The 16,989-nt window shown below is 63.6% G+C and carries 12 protein-coding genes; 1 reads left to right on the top strand and 11 read right to left on the bottom strand.

The annotated features are described in order from the left end of the window. Positions 1 to 194: 194 nt before the first annotated feature. The 6 genes from DWF74_RS05745 to pvdM all read right to left on the bottom strand — a co-directional run bounded on the left by DWF74_RS05745 (position 195) and on the right by pvdM (position 9,424). Positions 195 to 2,672 (bottom strand): TonB-dependent siderophore receptor, encoded by a 2,478-nt coding sequence (locus DWF74_RS05745; protein WP_159426431.1) that lies wholly within the window; start codon positions 2,670 to 2,672, stop codon positions 195 to 197. A gap of 113 nt (positions 2,673 to 2,785) precedes the next feature. Then, a complete protein-coding gene (locus DWF74_RS05740; protein ID WP_060840283.1) occupies positions 2,786 to 4,441 on the bottom strand; it encodes a cyclic peptide export ABC transporter in 1,656 nt (551 codons plus the stop codon). A 324-nt stretch (positions 4,442 to 4,765) separates the two neighbouring features. Then, entirely contained in the window at positions 4,766 to 5,785 is a 1,020-nt protein-coding gene (locus DWF74_RS05735; protein ID WP_060840282.1) for a GNAT family N-acetyltransferase, read from the bottom strand. Between the two features lie 32 nt (positions 5,786 to 5,817). Further along, positions 5,818 to 6,708 (bottom strand): formylglycine-generating enzyme family protein, encoded by an 891-nt coding sequence (locus DWF74_RS05730; protein WP_060840281.1) that lies wholly within the window; start codon positions 6,706 to 6,708, stop codon positions 5,818 to 5,820. A 47-nt stretch (positions 6,709 to 6,755) separates the two neighbouring features. Continuing rightward, a complete protein-coding gene (locus DWF74_RS05725) occupies positions 6,756 to 8,042 on the bottom strand; it encodes an aminotransferase class V-fold PLP-dependent enzyme (RefSeq protein ID WP_115580562.1) in 1,287 nt (428 codons plus the stop codon). Positions 8,043 to 8,074: 32 nt separating this feature from the next. Then, positions 8,075 to 9,424 (bottom strand): pyoverdine-tailoring dipeptidase-like protein PvdM, encoded by a 1,350-nt coding sequence (pvdM, locus tag DWF74_RS05720; protein WP_115580561.1) that lies wholly within the window; start codon positions 9,422 to 9,424, stop codon positions 8,075 to 8,077. 173 nt (positions 9,425 to 9,597) lie between these two features. Here pvdM and DWF74_RS05715 point away from each other — a divergent pair, with 173 nt between their 5' ends. Then, positions 9,598 to 11,226 (top strand): PvdJ/PvdD/PvdP-like protein, encoded by a 1,629-nt coding sequence (locus DWF74_RS05715; RefSeq protein ID WP_115580560.1) that lies wholly within the window; start codon positions 9,598 to 9,600, stop codon positions 11,224 to 11,226. A gap of 52 nt (positions 11,227 to 11,278) precedes the next feature. Here DWF74_RS05715 and DWF74_RS05710 read toward each other — a convergent pair whose 3' ends face one another. The 5 genes from DWF74_RS05710 to DWF74_RS05690 all read right to left on the bottom strand — a co-directional run bounded on the left by DWF74_RS05710 (position 11,279) and on the right by DWF74_RS05690 (position 16,706). Further along, a complete protein-coding gene (locus DWF74_RS05710; RefSeq protein WP_115580559.1) occupies positions 11,279 to 11,716 on the bottom strand; it encodes an SMI1/KNR4 family protein in 438 nt (145 codons plus the stop codon). A gap of 28 nt (positions 11,717 to 11,744) precedes the next feature. Next, a complete protein-coding gene (locus DWF74_RS05705) occupies positions 11,745 to 12,044 on the bottom strand; it encodes a DUF3349 domain-containing protein (protein WP_115580558.1) in 300 nt (99 codons plus the stop codon). A gap of 116 nt (positions 12,045 to 12,160) precedes the next feature. After that, positions 12,161 to 13,552: an efflux transporter outer membrane subunit gene (locus DWF74_RS05700; RefSeq protein ID WP_102861753.1), complete on the bottom strand. Its 1,392-nt coding sequence runs from the start codon at positions 13,550 to 13,552 to the stop codon at positions 12,161 to 12,163. A gap of 7 nt (positions 13,553 to 13,559) precedes the next feature. Then, positions 13,560 to 15,533, bottom strand: a complete 1,974-nt coding sequence (locus DWF74_RS05695; RefSeq protein WP_102861752.1) for a MacB family efflux pump subunit — start codon at positions 15,531 to 15,533, stop codon at positions 13,560 to 13,562. After that, positions 15,534 to 16,706, bottom strand: a complete 1,173-nt coding sequence (locus DWF74_RS05690; RefSeq protein WP_102861751.1) for an efflux RND transporter periplasmic adaptor subunit — start codon at positions 16,704 to 16,706, stop codon at positions 15,534 to 15,536. Positions 16,707 to 16,989: the final 283 nt, after the last annotated feature.

Genomic DNA, 16,989 nt, shown 5'->3' with positions numbered 1-16,989 from the left:
CTCATTCCCCTGAAGCTGGCTTGCCAACAAGGCTTTGGCTCGGGCGCTGTATGGCTTGCGGGCCTCTTCGCCGGAGCGCAAATCCAATGGCAATGCCGAAGACTGGGGGCGAAACATCGGGTCGAGGCTGGCGCCTCGGGCAAAAAAATCCCCGCCCCGGTGACCGGGGCAGGGAGGGGTTCAACTGGAGGGAATCAGAAGCTGTATTTGACGTTGAACATGACGTTGCGCGGGTCGCCGTAGTAGATCGAGTTGTAGGTGCCGATACCGCTGTAGTAGTTGCGGTCGAAGACGTTGTTCAGGTTGACCGTGGCCTTGAGGTTCTGGTTGAAGTCGTAGCTGCTCATCAGGCCCACCACGGCGTAGCTGGCACGGGTGAATTTGTGGCTGGGCAGTTGGTTGTAGGCGGCATCGACGAAGCTGTTGTCGACGAAGGAGGTCGAGCTCTGCCATTGCATGTTGCCGCCTACGGTGACTTTGTTCAGTTCGCCAGGCAGGCGATAGGTGGTGGCTACCTTGAACAAGTGCTGTGGCTGGGTGGTGGCCACGCGCTTGTTCTTGGCGTCGTAGGACTCCTGGTAGACGTAGCCGGCGTTGACGTTCCAGTCCGGCAGCACTTCACCGGCCATTTCCAGTTCGACGCCGTTGGTGGTGGCGCCCTTGATCGCACGCATGGCCTCGAAGCCGTCAACGCCCATGACGCCGGTATTCTCGCCCAGGTTATCCTGCTTGAGCTGGAACAGCGCCAGGCTGGCGTTCAGGCGACGGTCGAAGTATTCACCCTTGACCCCCACTTCGTAGCTCTGACCGGTGAGCGGCTCCAGGGACTTGCCGCTGACGTCCAGGCTGTAGGGCTGCGGTTTGAAGATGTCGGTGTAGCTGGCGTAGACCGTGTGGTAGTCGTCCAGGTCATAGGTGATGCCGGCATAGGGAATGACTTCCCCGGAGTTGGTGGTGGAGATGCTCGGCAGTTGGCGCAGGGCGTTGACCCGATCGATCTGCCAGTCGTAGTCGGTGACCCGGGCACCGAGTATGAAGTTCAGGGCATCGGTGGGCTTGAGGATCACCGCTGCGTAGGAGACTTTCTGGGTGCTCTTGATGTCGAAGGTCGACCACCAGGCCCAGTCGGTCGGGTAGGGCATGCTGTTGTTCCAGTTCAGCACGTCGTCGATGACTCCAGTGGTGGTGCCGTCGATACGCTTGGAGCGGGTGGTGGCGTGGGAATAGTTGTAGCCCAGCACCAGTTCGTGGGTGCGCCCAAACAGCGCGAACGGACCCTTGGCGTAGGCATCGAAGGACTTCTCGTCGCTGTTGGAGCCGAAGTTGGCCACGCCGCCCGGCGGCAGGTAGCCATAGTCCTGGCTGTTGTCGAGATTGACGTGCTCGCTGGACATGCCGGCGATGATTTCCCGCGAGGTGTACTTGCGCGTATTGACTGTCGCCTTGAAGGTCCAGTCGTTGTCGAACTGGTGATCGAGGCCGACAAAGGCGTGCTGGGTTTCCTGGTTGCGGTAGGCGAACTTGTCCGCCGGGTTGGTGGAACGGGAGAACTTGATCCGATTACCGTTCTTGTAGAACACCGGCAAACTGGTGTTGGTCGTGGCGTCGTTGTTGTTCTTCTGGTAGTCGTAGCCGACGCTGAGGGTGGTGGAATCGCTCAGGTCGCCTTCGAGAATGCCGTAGAAAACGTTCTGTTCACCTTTCTGGTAGTCGATGAAGCTGTTGCGCTTGCCGGTGCCGGCCACCATCCGTCCGCGTATCGCACCGCCTTCCACCAGCGGGCCGGAAACGTCCACTTCGCTGGTGTAGCGGTCCCAGGAACCGGCGCCGGCGGCGACGTGGCCCTGGAATTCCCGGGTGGGGCGCTTGCGCACCATGTTGATCACCCCGGACGGATAGCCGATGCCGTTGACCAGGCCGGTAGCGCCCTTGAGCACTTCGATACGGTCGTAGATCAGGGTGTTGCCGATGCTGTAGTTGTCGCGGATGTTGCCGCCGTCGGTGCCCAGGCTGGGAATGCCGTCGTACTGGAAGTTCTGGATTTCAAAGCCCCGCGAGTAATACACGTAGCCTTCGGAGCTCTCGCGGTTGACCGTGATCCCGGGGGTCTGCTGCATGACGTGCGCCAGTTCGGTCAACCCTTGGTCATCCATCTGCTGGCGGGTGATGACGCTCACCGACTGCGGCGTTTCGCGCAGCGACAGGTCCATGCGCGTGGCCGAGTTGCTTTGTCCGGTGGTGTAGGAACCGGTCCCCTCAGTGGTGCTCCCCAGCCCCTGAGTGGAAATGTTCATGGTCCCCAGCTCCACAGCCCCACTGCTTTGCACCAGGGTCACGGTGTTGCCTTGGCGCTGATAACTCACCCCGGTCCCGCGCAGCAGTTGCGACAGGGCCTGGTCGGGCTGCAAGGCGCCCTTGATCGCCGTGCTGCGCTTGCCCTGGACGCTGTCCTGGTTGTAGAGCACTTGCAGGTCGGCTTGCTGGCCGAAAGTCTGCAAGGCGCTGCCCAGGGACTGTGCAGGAATATCGAAATTGGCTTGCTGGGCCTGTACCTGGGCGGCACAGGGCAGCGCCAATACGGCCCCAAGCAGATAGGGACGCAAGCTCGGCCGCAGCGCATGGCGCATGAGCAGGGCTTTTTTCAGGGGGGTGAGTCCAAGAGGTGCTGGCATGTTCATTTGCTCTTATTAAGCGGCAATGGGAATTCGTTTTAAATGTGAATGTTTCTCAAACTTGTTATGAGACGTTCGACTTCCCGAAAACCGGAAAGCCGATACGAAAAAAATCAGGCCGGTTCGAGTTCGCAACTGACCTTGCCCGCTTCCATGCGCACCAACTGGTCGGCAATGTCGAAATAGCGATCGTCGTGGGAGATGACGATGATGGTCTTGCCCAGGCGTTTGAGGTCCGGCAGCAGCTCGGTGTAGAAAATCCGCCGGAAGGTCGGGTCCTGGTCGGCGGCCCATTCGTCGAACACCAGCACCGGGCGTTCCTCGATCCAGGCGTTGACCAGCGCCAGTCGCTTGCGTTGCCCGGTGGACAGATCTGTGGTGGTGAAGGCCCCGTCGCGGATGCTCACCTTGTGCCCGATCTCCAGGCGGCGCAGATACTGTTCGGCCTCTTCGGGCAGTTGTTCGCCACCCTGGACCAGGTCATCGAACAGGTAGTAGTCGGCAAAGATGGTGGTGAACAGTTGTCGATAGTCGTCGCGGGTCTCGGCGGTGACAGGGCGGCCGTTGAGGCGGATCTCGCCTTCCTGGGGTCGGTACAGGCCCAGTAGCAGCTTGATCAGGGTGGTCTTGCCGCAGCCGTTCTCGCCAACGATGAAGACGATGTCGCCCTGCTTGATCCGCAGGTTCACCGGGCCCAGGGCAAAGGGCGCGCTGCCTTCGACGGCCGGGAAGGCGTAGCGCACATCGTGCAGTTCCAGGCTGTGCACGGTCTGGGGTTGGCTTGCGGTTTCACTGAGCAGCAGGTGCGGTTCGGGGGAGGAGAAGCGCTCGGACAGTTCGGCGATGCGGCGGAAGGCCACCTGGGCGCGGCTGACAATCGGCAGGTTGCCGATCAGCAATTCCAGGGGGCCCTTCATGTACAGCAGCACCAGGACGAAGCCGCTCATCACTGCGCGGTCGTTGTTGGGCCAGAAGGACTGCAGGGCCAGGGCCAGGCCGATGACCACGAAAAACAGCATGGAGCCGAAGGTCTTGGCGACGATGAAAATGTTCACCGACTCGATCTGTTTGTTGCAGATGTGCTCGGCGCTGTGCTTGATCCGCTGGTTGAACATGCGGTTGCGGCGCGGCCGGTGGATGCGCAGTTCCTTGGCGCCGTCGGCAATGGCGTTGTAGTGCTTTTGCAGGTTGTCCTCTTCATCCCGGGCGTCCATGAAGCCCTTGATGCCCTTGGTTTGCGCAACAAACTGCACGCTGCAACCAATCACGATGGCCACCAGCATCAGCAGGAACATCGGCCATGAGAGCAGGGCCAGGTAACCCAGGCAGCCCAGGGTCACGGTCAGGGAAATGGCCAGTGGCGCAAAGGCGAAGGCGAAGTCGCTGATGGTGTCGATGTCGTGGGTCAGTACCGGGATCAGGCGATGGCTGCGATAGCGTTCGATCTGCTCGATGGGCGCGCTGAGGACTTTTTCCCCCAGGTCTTTGCGCAGCTTGCTGATGATGTGCTGGCCGACGTAGTTGCTGCCGATATCCGACAGAATCGAACACAGCAGCGCCAGCAGGCACAGCCCGGCGAAGGTCAGGACCACGCCGCGACTGAGGCCGTCGGCGCCGTTCAGGGCCTGGTTGATGGTCGCCAGCAGGACGGTGATGCTCAGGCCGCCGATGATGCCCAGCACGATCGAGACGGCCACGGTGGGCCAGAAAGGTTTGAGCAGGCCCAGCAGGTCACGGATGGCGCTGCGGCTACGCGGAGGGCTGTTCATGATGACTCCTGGTTCAAGCACGGATAAGGGCGGGTGAGAGGCGGTTTGCGTTGGGGCATGGGGGCCGGGGTGCAGCCGTCGGGTTCATCTGGTGCGCTTCCTCTGAAATGGATCGACATACGGGCAAGGGTCCGGGGTGCACAGCGCGACGCGGCGTGCAGTGCGCTGCAATGCCGGGCTTGAGGAGGCTGTCGCGTTCGGGACGGGGCTTGACTCAAGACCGTTGCAGAGAAGACGAAGTGGCACTGGGGGGATTTAGCGCAGGCCCGGCGTCGCGCCGTGCGCCGGTCGCTGCCGGGAGGCTGCAGCGACCGCTGGATCAGCTCAAAGTGGCCGATCGAAGAAGAACTCGCGTTCCAGGCGCAGCAGAGCGGCTTTCTTGTGGGCCAGTTGGATGTCCTTCAAGTGACCGAAGCCCTGGGACTTGAGGAAGTCGATCTGCCGGTCATGGTCGATGCGCGGTTCGCCAAGGATGCGCTGGGTACGTGGATCATCCAGGAACATGTAGTGCATCAGCGAATTGAACCAGCCCTTGAGCTTGCCGATGCCCTGGTGCTTGTTCTCGCCCACCACCACGTGCCAGCCGCGGTCGTGGTCCTGCACGTCGTAGTAGGGGGCGATGCGGTCTTCCTTGCACCAGTAGACTTCGAAGTAGGCGAAGGGCTCGTCGTCGTAGCAGCCGATCAGCGGATGGACCCGCGGGTCGGCGAGCATGTCTTGCAGATAGGCGGCGTGCTCGTCGAGGCTGCCGGCCTGCTCCCAGAAGAACGCCACCTGCTCCAGGTTCATCCAGCGATTGAAGGCTTGCAGGTCACGGTCCGGATCGATGGTGCGCAGGCTGAACTCGGTGTTGAGCCCCGGCAGACGACGGCGGTACACCTCGCCCTGGGGCAGTGGCGGGCGTTGCGGGTGACGTTTCTCGCCGCTGAACTGGTAGAAGGGCGCGGTGTGGGCGCTGGCCGGAGCGCTGAGCCAGGGCAGCGGGTGCTGCCAGAAGGTACTGCGTCGGCACTGTAGCTCCACCTGGTGGGCATCGACGGCGAGCAAGGTGTCAAAGACCCCCTGGCGGATGGCTGACACGGCAAAGTCGCGGCTGGCACGCAGGCGAACCCGCACCTGGGCGGACTTTTTCTTGTAGCAGAAATGCCCGCCCAACAAGGCCAGCAGCGCGCTGGCCGGGTAGTTGGGGGCAATCTCGCCGGCGATCTCGATCAGTTCGCCATCGCTGCGAAAGGTCAGTGCCGCGAAGCCCTCGGTGTGCAGGCTGCCCTGGTTCTCTTCGGCGTCATGCACGCTGGCGGTGGAACCGTCGCTCAGCGACAGGGTGAACAAAGCTGCTTTCATGGTGTGTCTCCGTCAGTCGATGAGGGGAAGGGTCAAAGGTCGCGGGCAACCCGGAACCCCAGCCAGTCACCACGATCGGTGGGGTAGATGTTGTTGCGGTTGCCTGAGCGGGAAAAAATCGGCGCTTCGGTCCAGTCGTTGCCGCGCATCTGCAGGACGCTGCAGTTGGGCTCGGTCCAGGCGCTGCCGTCGGTGGGGGCGCCGACATAGCTGTCATGCCAGCAGTCGGGGGTGAACTCGTAGACATTGCCGTGCATGTCGTAGACGCCAAAGGCGTTAGGGGGGAAGGAGCCGGCGGGCGAAGTGAAGCTGAAGCCGTCTTCCGGGCCGTAGGTGTTGGCGTGCTTGGCAATGCTGTATTCCTTGCCCTCGTCGAAAGGGAAGGGGAAGGGGCCGGTGCTGCCGGCGCGGGCCGCGTATTCGCGCATGGCTTCGCTGACGATGTAGTAGTGCTGGCCGGTGCGCTTGGACAGCCAGGCGGTGTAGGCCTGGGCTTCGTTGAAGTCCATGCACACCGCCGGTTGGCGCGGGCCGACTGGGTAGCGGGGTTTACCGGCCTTGCATTCGCGACCGGGGCGCGTGTCGCCGTCGGGCATCTGGTAGCCGGTTTCCTTCAGGTAGGTGGCCCATTCGCCGGCCAGGACCTGGAAGCGTCCGATGGCGAATGGCTTGGCGAAGGTCACTTCATGCATCGGACCTTCGTCCTCCTGGCGGCCGACCTCGTCAGCGGGGGTACCCATGGTGAAGGTGCCGGCGGGCAGCACCACCATTTCCGGACAGTCCTTGCAGTCCTTGAACACCTTGCCCGGCTGGGGCGAGGCGGCGGCCTGGGCGGCGGTCGGCAGCAACAGGCTCAGCAGCAGGGCCAGGGAGAGGCTGGCCAGGGGCGGGCGGAGGGCGGTGCTCAGTGAATGCTGTTTCATCATGACTCTCTTTTTAAAAGTGACGCAGGGCGCAAGGAGGAGCGGTTTCAGACCTTTTTGCGCAGCAGGTCCATGAAGCGATCGATCTGTTGTTCGTCGTTGAGCAGGCCAGGCGCGGTACGGATCACCGGACCGACGTCCCGGTCCACGGCATCGACCACCACCCGATTGGCCATCAGGTAGGCGGCGAACTGGTCGCAGTCCTGATTCTTGATCCGGAAGAAGGTGAAGCCCGCTGACAGCTCGGGGCTCAGGGGGGTGACCAGCGCCACTTGGGGCAGCTCCTGCAGACGTTGCTTGAGGTAGCTGTTGAGGGCGTGGATGCGCGCCTGGACCTGGGCCTTGCCCAGCTGCAAGTGCAGCTTGAAGGCTTCATCCAGGGCCCAGCGGTGTTCAAAGGCGTGGTAGCCGCCGGGGGTCATGCTGGTAGCGAAATTGTTGTCCTCGGAAAAGGTCGGCACGCTGGGGGTAACGTCCTTGAGCTCTTCGGAACGGGCGCAGATGATCCCGGTGCCGCGAGGGCCGAACATCCACTTGTGAGTGCCGGAAATGAAGTAGTCGCAGTGCATGTCGGGGAAGTCCAGGTTATCCACGCCAAACCCGTGGACCCCATCCACCACATAGATGATTCGGTCTTTGTCGTCGCGGTTGCGGTTGAACTCATCCACCAACTGGCCGATCTCGCCGATCGGCAGCTTCACGCCACTGCCCGACTGCACCCAGGTCATGCCCAGGACTCGGGTATTGGGGCGGATGCTGCGCTTGATCGAGCCCAGGATTTCATCCTTGGACACCCGGTGCGGGTCCTTGAACAGGCTGATCTTGCGCACCTGGGTGCCTTGTTTGGCCACGCGGAAATTCAGGCTGTATTCGGTGGCGTAGTGTTCGTGGACCGTGGTCAGGATCTCTTGATCGGGCCGCACGTGAAGGCCGCCGTAAATCATCGCCAAGCCTTCGCTGGTGCTGCCGGTGAGGGCGATCTGGCCGGGCTTGGCTTGCAGGTAGCGGCCCGCCCATCGACGCACTTCGGCCTCGCGTTTCCAGGGTTCCTGCAGGTCCCAGTCCATGGCCAGCCCCGGGTTGCGGTCGATATTGGCGCGATGCCGTTCGATGGCTTCACGCACGGGCCTTGGGTGCGAGGTCACCAGGAAGTTGGAAAAGTGAATGGAGTCCGGGTCCTGGTCGAACAGCAGGCGCAGTTGCGTCCATGGGTCCTTGGGCGCAGGGGGCGGGGCGCTAGTGCTGGTGCCGGACGCGGCCAGGGCGCCGGCGCCCAGAGGCAGGCCGGCGGCGAGGATGCCGGCCTGTTTGAGAAATGTACGGCGATCGGTCATGAGCTCATTTCACTGGTTGGCAAAAGGGGGGATCAGCGATGGGCCAGGGGCTTGGCGGATTTCTGCACCTGCTCCCAGACCCGCAGGAAGTTGCCGCCCCAGAGCTTGGCGATATCCGCTTCGCTGTAGCCGCGCTGCAGCAGTTCGGCGGTGACGTTGCGGCCCTCGCTGACATCCTTCCAGCCGTCCAGGCCGCCGCCGTCGTTGAAGTCCGAACTGATGCCGACGTGGTCGATGCCGATCTTCTTCACGGCGTAGTCGATGGCGTCGCCGAAGTCCTTGAGGGTGGCCTTGGGTTCTGCTTCGACAATGCTGTACAGCTCGCCGGCGTATTCGCCGAAACGCTGTTCGGGCCACACGGTGATGATGGCGTCGCCGGGCATCAGGGCCATTTCCAGCCCGGTCAAGGGTTGCAGGTCGAAACGCGCGCGCAGGGCGTTGAGCTTGTCCCGGGTCGCTTGGCTCAGGGGACGGATGTAGGTGGGGAAACCGACGATCTGCACCACGCCGCCGCTGTCCTTGATCAGCTGCATTTCCCTGTCGCTGAGGTTGCGCGGGATATCCACCAGGGCCCGGGGCGCCGAGTGCGAAGCGACGAAGGGCGCGCGGCTGAGTTGGCTGACCTGCTCCAGGGCCTTGGTCGACATCTGCGAGACGTCGATGATCACCCCCAGGTCGTTGAGTCGGTGCACGGCCTGCCGGCCCAGGTCGGACAGGCCGCCGAGGGCGTCCGGGGTGTCGTTGAAGAACGGCAGTGGACGCGAGGAGTCGGACCAGGCGTTGTTGCCCACGTAGCTGAAACCGAACATGCGCATGCCCCGGGCCGCCCAGTGATCGAGCTGGTCGAGATCGGTGCCCAGGGGGTAGGCGTTGAGCATGCTGAGGAACACCGCGAACTTGCCTTCGCCGTTGAGGCGGCGGAAGTCGTCTGGGGTATAGGCAATGCCCACCTGGTTGGGGAAGTCGCGGACCATGCCGGTGAGGATCTTGTAGCGCGCTTCCTGCTCGTTGCGCGCGGCGTCGACAAAGCCCGCCGTGGGACGATGAGGGGCATTTGCGCCGTTCCAGATTTCCGGCCAGCCGAAAATCGTCAGGGCTGCGCCGGACAGGCGCCCGCGTCCGGCCTTGGCCAGGTCGAACTGGCCGCTGCCGTCCTTGTCGGCCTCGTTGCCGGCACTGCCGAAATCCAGGGGCACGGTAATGTGGCTGTCGAAGGAGAGGATGCGCTCCTGCAATTCTTCGGCCTGCTTCATCACCTTGACCGGGTAGCCCGGGTTGTCCCTGAACCAGTAGTCCCAGGCCAGGAAGCCGGCGCCGGCGCCAATCGCCAGGGCCAGCGGCAGGCCGATGTAAAGAGCCTTCTTCGAACGTGGTTTTGTCATTGCCATCTCAGTCGGTTTCGCCGTCAAGGTGCAGGCACGGGGGCCTTTGCTATCTGGGAAGAACGAGCCAGTGACGAAGAAATTTAAGTCCCCTGCGCGGGCGGTAAATTTCCGTGGGCAATAAACGTTCTAGCTTGGATAAAGCCTGCATCAGGGCTGACACAGGTAGGGCAATGACGATTTCTCGACGAGGGTTCATGGCGGGCTTGGCGCTGACTGGCGCTGCCGTGCCGGCGGCGTTTTATGTGCATCGCGAGTTGACGCGTGAGGAATTCCCGATCACCCCGGGCGAGGCCACGGTGGAGCTGGCGGATACCGCCGGGCAACGCTTGGCGGACCAGTTGCGGGGCATCTGGAGCATTCGCTTTGAAGGCGCCGATGCCGGGCTCGATGGCCTGGGGCGCCAGGACTTGGAAGTGTTTCTCGACATCGCCCAGCGCGGGCGTGGCCTGCGCGGTTACCTGGATACCGCCGAGGGCCTGCGCGGCGCCGCCGAGCCGCGCTACCGGATCGTTGCCGACCTGGTGAGCCCACAGCCGGGTGAGATGTACTGGCGATTGATTCCTGCCACGGCGGTGGACGGTGCCGCCACTTATGAGTTCAAGATGAGCCTGGATGAAGTCTGGGCCGATTTCGCCAACGCCGGCAGCGGCACCCTGAGCGGCTGTGTCGAGCGCCTGGACCGGCCCCTGGCGCTGCCCGCCTTGGACAACCGCTTTGTCGCCACCAAGCAGATGTTTCCCGAGGCTCGCCAGCGTATCGGCCTGAACCCGACGCTGCTGGCCTGGCTGGTGTCGCCCGAGCATCGGTTGTTCCACCAGCTGTGGCACGCGACCCGGGACAAGTGGCACCGGCTTTCCGAAGAGAAGCGTGACGCCCTGCGCGGCATCGGTTGGCAGCCCGGTCCTCGGGGGCAGGAGCGCGATGCGCGCGGTCCGAAGAAGGATCGCAACGGCTCGGGTATCGATTTCTTCTTCATGCATCGGCACATGCTGGGCACGGCGCGTTCCATGCAGGACTTGCCGTCCTGGCAGCATTTCCCCCTGCCGCAGCCGGAACTGCTGCGTGATCGCCTGGGTTTCGCCCGCTATTTCGACAACCATGACGGCGGTTCCCTGCCGCCGGCGTGGCTGGCCGATGACGATGACGACTACAGCCAGTGGGTCAGCGACATCAAGGCCGGCGAGACCTACCACAGCAACTTCCAGGTCTGGGAGTCGCAGTACCGCAACCCGCGCTACCTGGCGAACCTGACCCTGGGTCAGTTCGGCTCGGAAATCGAGCTGGGCCTGCACGACTGGCTGCACATGCGCTGGGCCTCGGTGCCGCGTGATCCTTCCAGCGGTGCACCGGTGCCCATGGCCCGCGATCCGGCGGACTTTTCCCCGCGCTGGTACCAGCCGGAAAACGACTTTCTCGGCGATCCGTTCTCCTCCCATGTCAGCCCGGTGTTCTGGCGTTTTCATGGCTGGATCGACGACCGCCTGGAGGACTGGTTCCGTGCCCACGAACGTTTCCATCCCGGCGAGCTCAAGCGTCTGGAAGTCAATGGCGTGCCCTGGTTCGCCCCGGGGCGCTGGGTCGAGGCCGGCGATCCCTGGCTGGGGCCGGTGACCCACGGTTGCAGCACCATCCCTGGATTACAGACCGGCAAGACCGTGGAGATGGACCCGGAAACCATGAAGCTGGCCCTGCGCATCACCTTTATCGAGGATGAAAAGCAGTTGGCCGATCTGCTGCGCAAGGTGCCTCGCCGGCCCTGGTATGCGCGGCATTTGAAGGTCAGGCAGCGACTGCTGTAGCGGCGCCGGACTGATCGTGAACTTCGAGTCTGGAGGTCGTTGCTAGGGGTGTTCAGATCGAAAGGGCCACTTCGGCCAGGAAGCTGAACAGTTCTGGGTATCCGGTCTGCTGCCATGCTTGGGTTTCATGATCAAAAAAGCACACCTCTGCCAGGCATTGGGTGTTTTCAATCCGGAATCCGTAGAAGTCGCCGCAGCCGTTCTCTGAAAACAACAGATGACACTTGCCAATCAGTGGGTGTTGTCGATTGATTCTGGCCAGGTTGAAATCGCTGTCTCTGTCCAGTGAGTAGACGATTCCCAAGGCAAAGTAGCCGCCCCCATGCTTCAGCAGGAACTGGCGGTACTCGACAGGAAGTCGCAGCGCCAGGTCATTTTGAGCCTCGGTGATGTCCTCCTCGGTGGCGGCGCTGTCCGAAGGGAGCTCAAACCAGATCGGATGGAGGTTCTTCTTGGCATTCAGCAGTTGTTCAAATTCACTGAAGTTCATTGTCCTGGTCTTCTTGAGGGGCGATGCATCAGATGTCGGCCAGTGTTTCAGACGCTCCGTGATGGTTCAGGCGCTGAGTTAGCGATGCTATCTCCTGGGCTTTCGGTTTCTTGCTGGTCACGGCCTCGTAGATCTCGTTGAGGACCAGATCCGGGTCCTTGTGGGTGAGCTGTGAGATGACATTCGCCAGGTTTCGATCTGACAGATGTTCATATAGCGCTGCCAGAAGAGGGCGGTAATCGGTTGGGCTGACTCCGTTCGGGAATGCTCTTTTCAGCATCGACAGTACATCTGCCAGGGAGGCGTCCAGCTCGGTTCCGATGGGCATGGTGGGGGTGTTGCTCGCGTCTGTTGGTGGTCGCAGATTCTAGGTCATCAGGGCCCCGGCCGTCGCTGCGACGATGGCCAGTGGTGATACCGCTGGCCATGCGAGCTTTTGCTGATTCATTGATTCCAGCCGCCACCCAGGGCCTTGTACAGGGCAATGCTGGACTGCAGCCGTGACAGCCGCAGTTGCACGTTCTGATCCTGGGCGGCGTACAGGGTGCGCTGGGTTTCCAGAACGGTCAGCAGGTCTTCGGCGCCGGCCTGGTAGCGGCTCTGGGCGATCTCGAAGGCCCGTTGCGCCTGGTTCAATTCCTCGCTCTGCCACTGGCGTTGCTGGTCCAGGCCGCGAATGCTGTTGAGGGCCTTCTCCACATCGGCAAAACCATTGATGATCGCCCCGCGATAGCTTTCCAGCAGTTCTTCTTGGCGGGCCGTGGCCTTGTCCCGTTCGGCGCTCAGGCGCCCGGCGTTGAAGATCGGTGCCACGAGCCCGGCGCCGAGGTTGTAGAAGGGACTGCGCAGCAGGTCCGGGGCGTGGCTGGCACCGGAGCCGAGGCTGGCGCTCAGGGTCACGCTGGGCAACATGGCCGCCCGCGCCACTTTGACGTCGGCCTGGGCCGCGGCCAGTTTGGCCTCGGCGCTGGCAATGTCCGGACGCCGGCTCAGCAGGTCGCTGGGGACGCCGGCATTGATGCTCGGCCATTGCAGTTGGGTGAAGTCCTGGTGGCCCAGGTTGAGCGCCTGCACCGGTTGCCCGAGCAGGGCGGCGAGGGTGATCCGGGCTTCTTCGGCCTGTTGCTGCGCCAGGGGCAACTGGCGTTGCTGGGCGGCGACCAGGCTGCGTTGCTGGGCCAGTTCCAGGGCCGTGGCCGAGCCCGAGTCGTAGCGGGTCTGCACCAGCTTGAGCACGTTCAGGGCGTTGTCCAGGTTCAGCTGGGCGATCCGGCTTTGTTCGCTCAGCGCCAGGGCCTGGGTGTAGCTGTTGGCGACGCCGCTGAGCAGGGTCAGTTCCACGGTGGCCCGGTCGAACTCGCTGGCCTTGACCCCCAGCAGGGCGCTGTCGCGGGAGGCGTGGCGGCCGCCCCAGAAGTCGATCTCGTAGCTGGCGCTGAGGCTGGCATCGAAATAGTCCACGGCCTGGTTGTCGCTGGTGGCGTCCAACTTGCTGTAGCCCTTGCCGCGCAGCAGTTTCTGCCGGTTGGCGTTGAGCCCGCCCTTGAGCTCGGGCAGCAGTGGCGCGCCGGCGATCACGGCGCTGGCCTGGGCCTGGCGCACCCGGGCCACCGCTGCGGCCAGATCGAAGCTGCCATCGCGGGCCTGGGCGATCAGGCGGTCCAGGTCCGGGCTGGCGAACTGGCTCCACCATTGCCGGTTGTCGGCCTGGGCGGCGGGGGTGTTGGCTGTTTGCCAGGTGGCGGGGGCTTGCAGGCCGCTGTCCGGGCGCGGTGCGGGGCTGCTGCAGGCGGCCAGCAGGATGCAGGCGGCCAGGAGGCTCAGGGGTGTTTTCATCGTTCGATCATTCACTGGTAAGGGCCGTGACCGGGTCGAGCCGGGCAGCTTTGCGGGCCGGCATGAAGCCGAAGATGACGCCGGTGACCAGGGCGCAGCCGAAGGCGCCGAGGACGGCGACCAGGGAGAAGGCGATCGCCACTTCACTGAGGATCAGTACGCCACCGATCAGCAGGGCCAGGGCGATGCCGGTCAGGCCGCCGACCACCGAGAGCATCACCGCTTCGGTGAGGAACTGGCGCAGGATGTCGCGCTGGCGAGCGCCGGTGGCCATGCGGATGCCAATCTCTCGGGTGCGTTCGCGCACGGTCATGAGCATGATGTTCATCACCCCGATACCGCCCACCAGCAGCGAGATCGCGGCAATGGCGCCGAGCATCAAGGACAGGGTGTTCTGGGTGCGGGCCTCGGCCTGGATCATCGCCGCGTTGTTGGTCAGCTCATAGTCGCGCTGGCCGTTGTGCAGGCGCAGCATCAGTTGGTCGATGGCTTGCTCGGCTTCCTCGACCTTGCTGGCGTCCGCCGCGGCGATGGCCACGTACTCCGGATTGCGACTGCCAAACAGGCGGGTGCTGGCGGCGGAGTAGGGCACGGCGATGCGATCGTCGCTGTCCTGGTCGCCGGAACTGGCGCCTTTGCCCATCAGTACGCCGACCACCTGGAAGGGGGCGTTTTCGATCAGGATGTACTGGCCGATGGGGTTGGCGACGTCCTTGAGCAGTTTTTCCCGGACCTTCTTGCCGATCACCGCGACCGCGGCGCCGGCTCGTTCGTCGGCCTCGGTGAAGTAGCTGCCTTCGACCACCGGCCAGTTGAAGATGTGCGGGAAGTTGGTGTCGTTGCCCCCTACGTAGCTCATGTGATCGGCATTGCCGAAACGCACCACGGCTTCCGAGCCGTTGACCGGCATGATGCGCTTGACCTGGGGCAGGGTGGCCACGGCCGCGACGTCGTCGAGGCTGATGATGCCTTGCGGCGCGCGCGGGTTGGGCGAGTGTCCGCTGAGGTAAAGGATGTTCGAACCGAAGGCCCCCATCTGCGCCATCACCTGGCGCTTGCTGCCTTCGCCCACGGCCAGCATCACCACCACCGAAGCGACGCCAATGACGATCCCCAGCAGGGTCAGGGCGGTGCGGAAGCGGTTGATCCACATCACCCGCCAGGCGGCCTGCACCGCTTCCAGCAGTTCGCCCTTCCAGGCGCCGGTGGCTTCGCTGCCGTCGGCCAGGCGCTGGCGCAGGTCCACCGCCTGCAGGGCGCCGGCGTTGGCGCTGGTCTGTACCGATGGGTCGTGGTGGGCGGTGTCGCTGATGATTTCGCCGTCGCGGATTTCGATGATGCGCTTGGCCCGGGCCGCCACTTCACGGTCGTGGGTGATGAGGATCACCACGTGGCCCTGGCTGGCCAGTTCGTCCAGCAGGGCCATGACTTCTGCGCCGCTGTGGCTGTCCAGGGCGCCGGTGGGTTCGTCGGCGAGGATGATGTGGCCGCCGTTCATCAGGGCGCGGGCGATGGACACCCGTTGCTGCTGACCGCCGGACAGTTGATGCGGGCGGTTGCCGCTGCGACTGGCCAGGCCCAGGCGCTCCAGCAGGGCGGCGGCGCGGGCGTGGCGTTCGGCGGTCGGGGTGCCGGCATAGATGGCCGGCATCTCGACGTTTTCCTGGGCCGAGGCCGAGGGGATCAGGTGGTAGCCCTGGAACACGAAGCCAAAGGCTTCGCGGCGCAGCCAGGCCAGTTCGTCGCTGTCGAGCTGGGCGACGTTCTCCCCGGCGAACAGGTACTCGCCGGACGTCGGACGGTCCAGGCAGCCGAGGATGTTCATCAGGGTCGACTTGCCGGAGCCGGAGGCGCCAACGATGGCGACGAATTCCCCGGCGTGGATCGACAGGTCGATGCCGCGCAGGACATCGACTTGCGGGCTGTCGCCGCCGCCGTAGGATTTGCGGATGTCTCTGAGGTCGATCAGCGGAGTCTGCATTCAACCCCCGCTGCTGTTGGCCGGGCCGATCAGCAGGTGATCACCTTCGTTCAAGCCGTCGAGGATCTGGATGCGCAGGCGGTCACTGATACCGACCCGGACTTTGCGCTCGTCGATCGAACCGTTCTTGGCCACCACCCGGGCAGTCTGCAGGTCCGGCTCAGTGCTGCCCTGCAGAGCGGCGATGGGGGCGGTGAGGACATTTTTTGCCTGGTTGGCGACGAAGAACACCTGGGTGGTCATCTCCGCCATCAGCGCGTTGTCGGCGTTGTCCACGTCCAGCAGTACGGTATAGAGCACCACCCGGCCGCTGCCGCTCTTGCTGGTGCTGGTGGGGCTGCCGCTGCCCTGGCTGGTTTCGTTCAGCGGCTTGGGCGGAATGGGCAGGATCTGCCGCACGGTGCTGGTCCAGCGCCGGTTGCCACCGCTCAGGGTGGTGAAGTAGGCCTGCATGCCGGGTTTGACGTGGCCGATATCGGCTTCCGAGACTTCGGCCCAGACGGTCATGGGCGAGAGTTTGGCGATGCGCAGGATCAGCGGTGTTTGCTGCTGGGCGTTGAGGGTCTGGCCTTCGCGAGCGTCCACCGCGACCACGGTGCCGGACATGGGGGCGTAGATGCGCGTATAGCCCAGTTCCGCCTGGTCGCTGCGCAAGCTGGCCTGGGCCTGGCGGATCTGCGCCTTGTACATGTCGATGCGTGCCTGGGTGGCCTTGAGTTCGGCCTGGGCGGTCTGTACGTCCTCTTCGCGAGTGGCGCCGCCGGCCGCCAGGTTCTGCTGGCGCTGGTATTTCTGCCGGGCCAGCTGGTTCTGGGCGTACTGCTCCTGCAACTGGGCCTGCAGGTTCTCAATGGCGAAACGGCTGGCGTCGAGCTTGGCCTGTTGGGTGGCAGGGTCGATCTCCACCAGCAATTGGCCTTCCTTGACTGTGTCGCCGGCCTCGACGTGGATCTTGCGGATCTGCCCGGAGGCCTGGGCGCCGACGTCGACATAGCGTCGGGGCTGCAGGGTGCCCAGGGCGGTGACGCTGCTTTCGATATCGCCACGGCTGACTTGCACCGTCGCGAACTGATCGCGCCCAGGGGGAATGAAGGTCCAGGCAGTGATGGCTACAACGGGAATCAAGCAGAGTGCGGCAAGCAGGGCGCGTCGGGTATGTCGGGGACGTTTCATGCAGGGTTCCGGCCAGGGGAAATCGGCCCGTCATCCAGCCGTTGCTGCTTCACGAGGCAAGGCCGGGCGCTGCCGTCGGGGCGGCAGATACGGGGAGCTGTCAGGTAAACGAGAAGCGCGCGGGGGAATTTAACTCCCGACACATGGGGTTACAGCTGCTTGAACACGAAATATCTACGGATCGCTGCAGCAGTACTTTAAATCTATATGAGAATTACTATAAATTACGTCGCTCCTAAACTGCCATCATTGAATGACTGGATCAGTCCCCTTGCCACGGATC

The sequence above is a fragment of the Pseudomonas protegens genome (genome assembly GCF_003363755.1).
GTDB lineage: Bacteria > Pseudomonadota > Gammaproteobacteria > Pseudomonadales > Pseudomonadaceae > Aquipseudomonas > Aquipseudomonas danubii.
The sequence above is the reverse complement of the archived record's forward strand: the minus strand, read 5'-3'. Positions and strand labels throughout refer to the sequence as shown.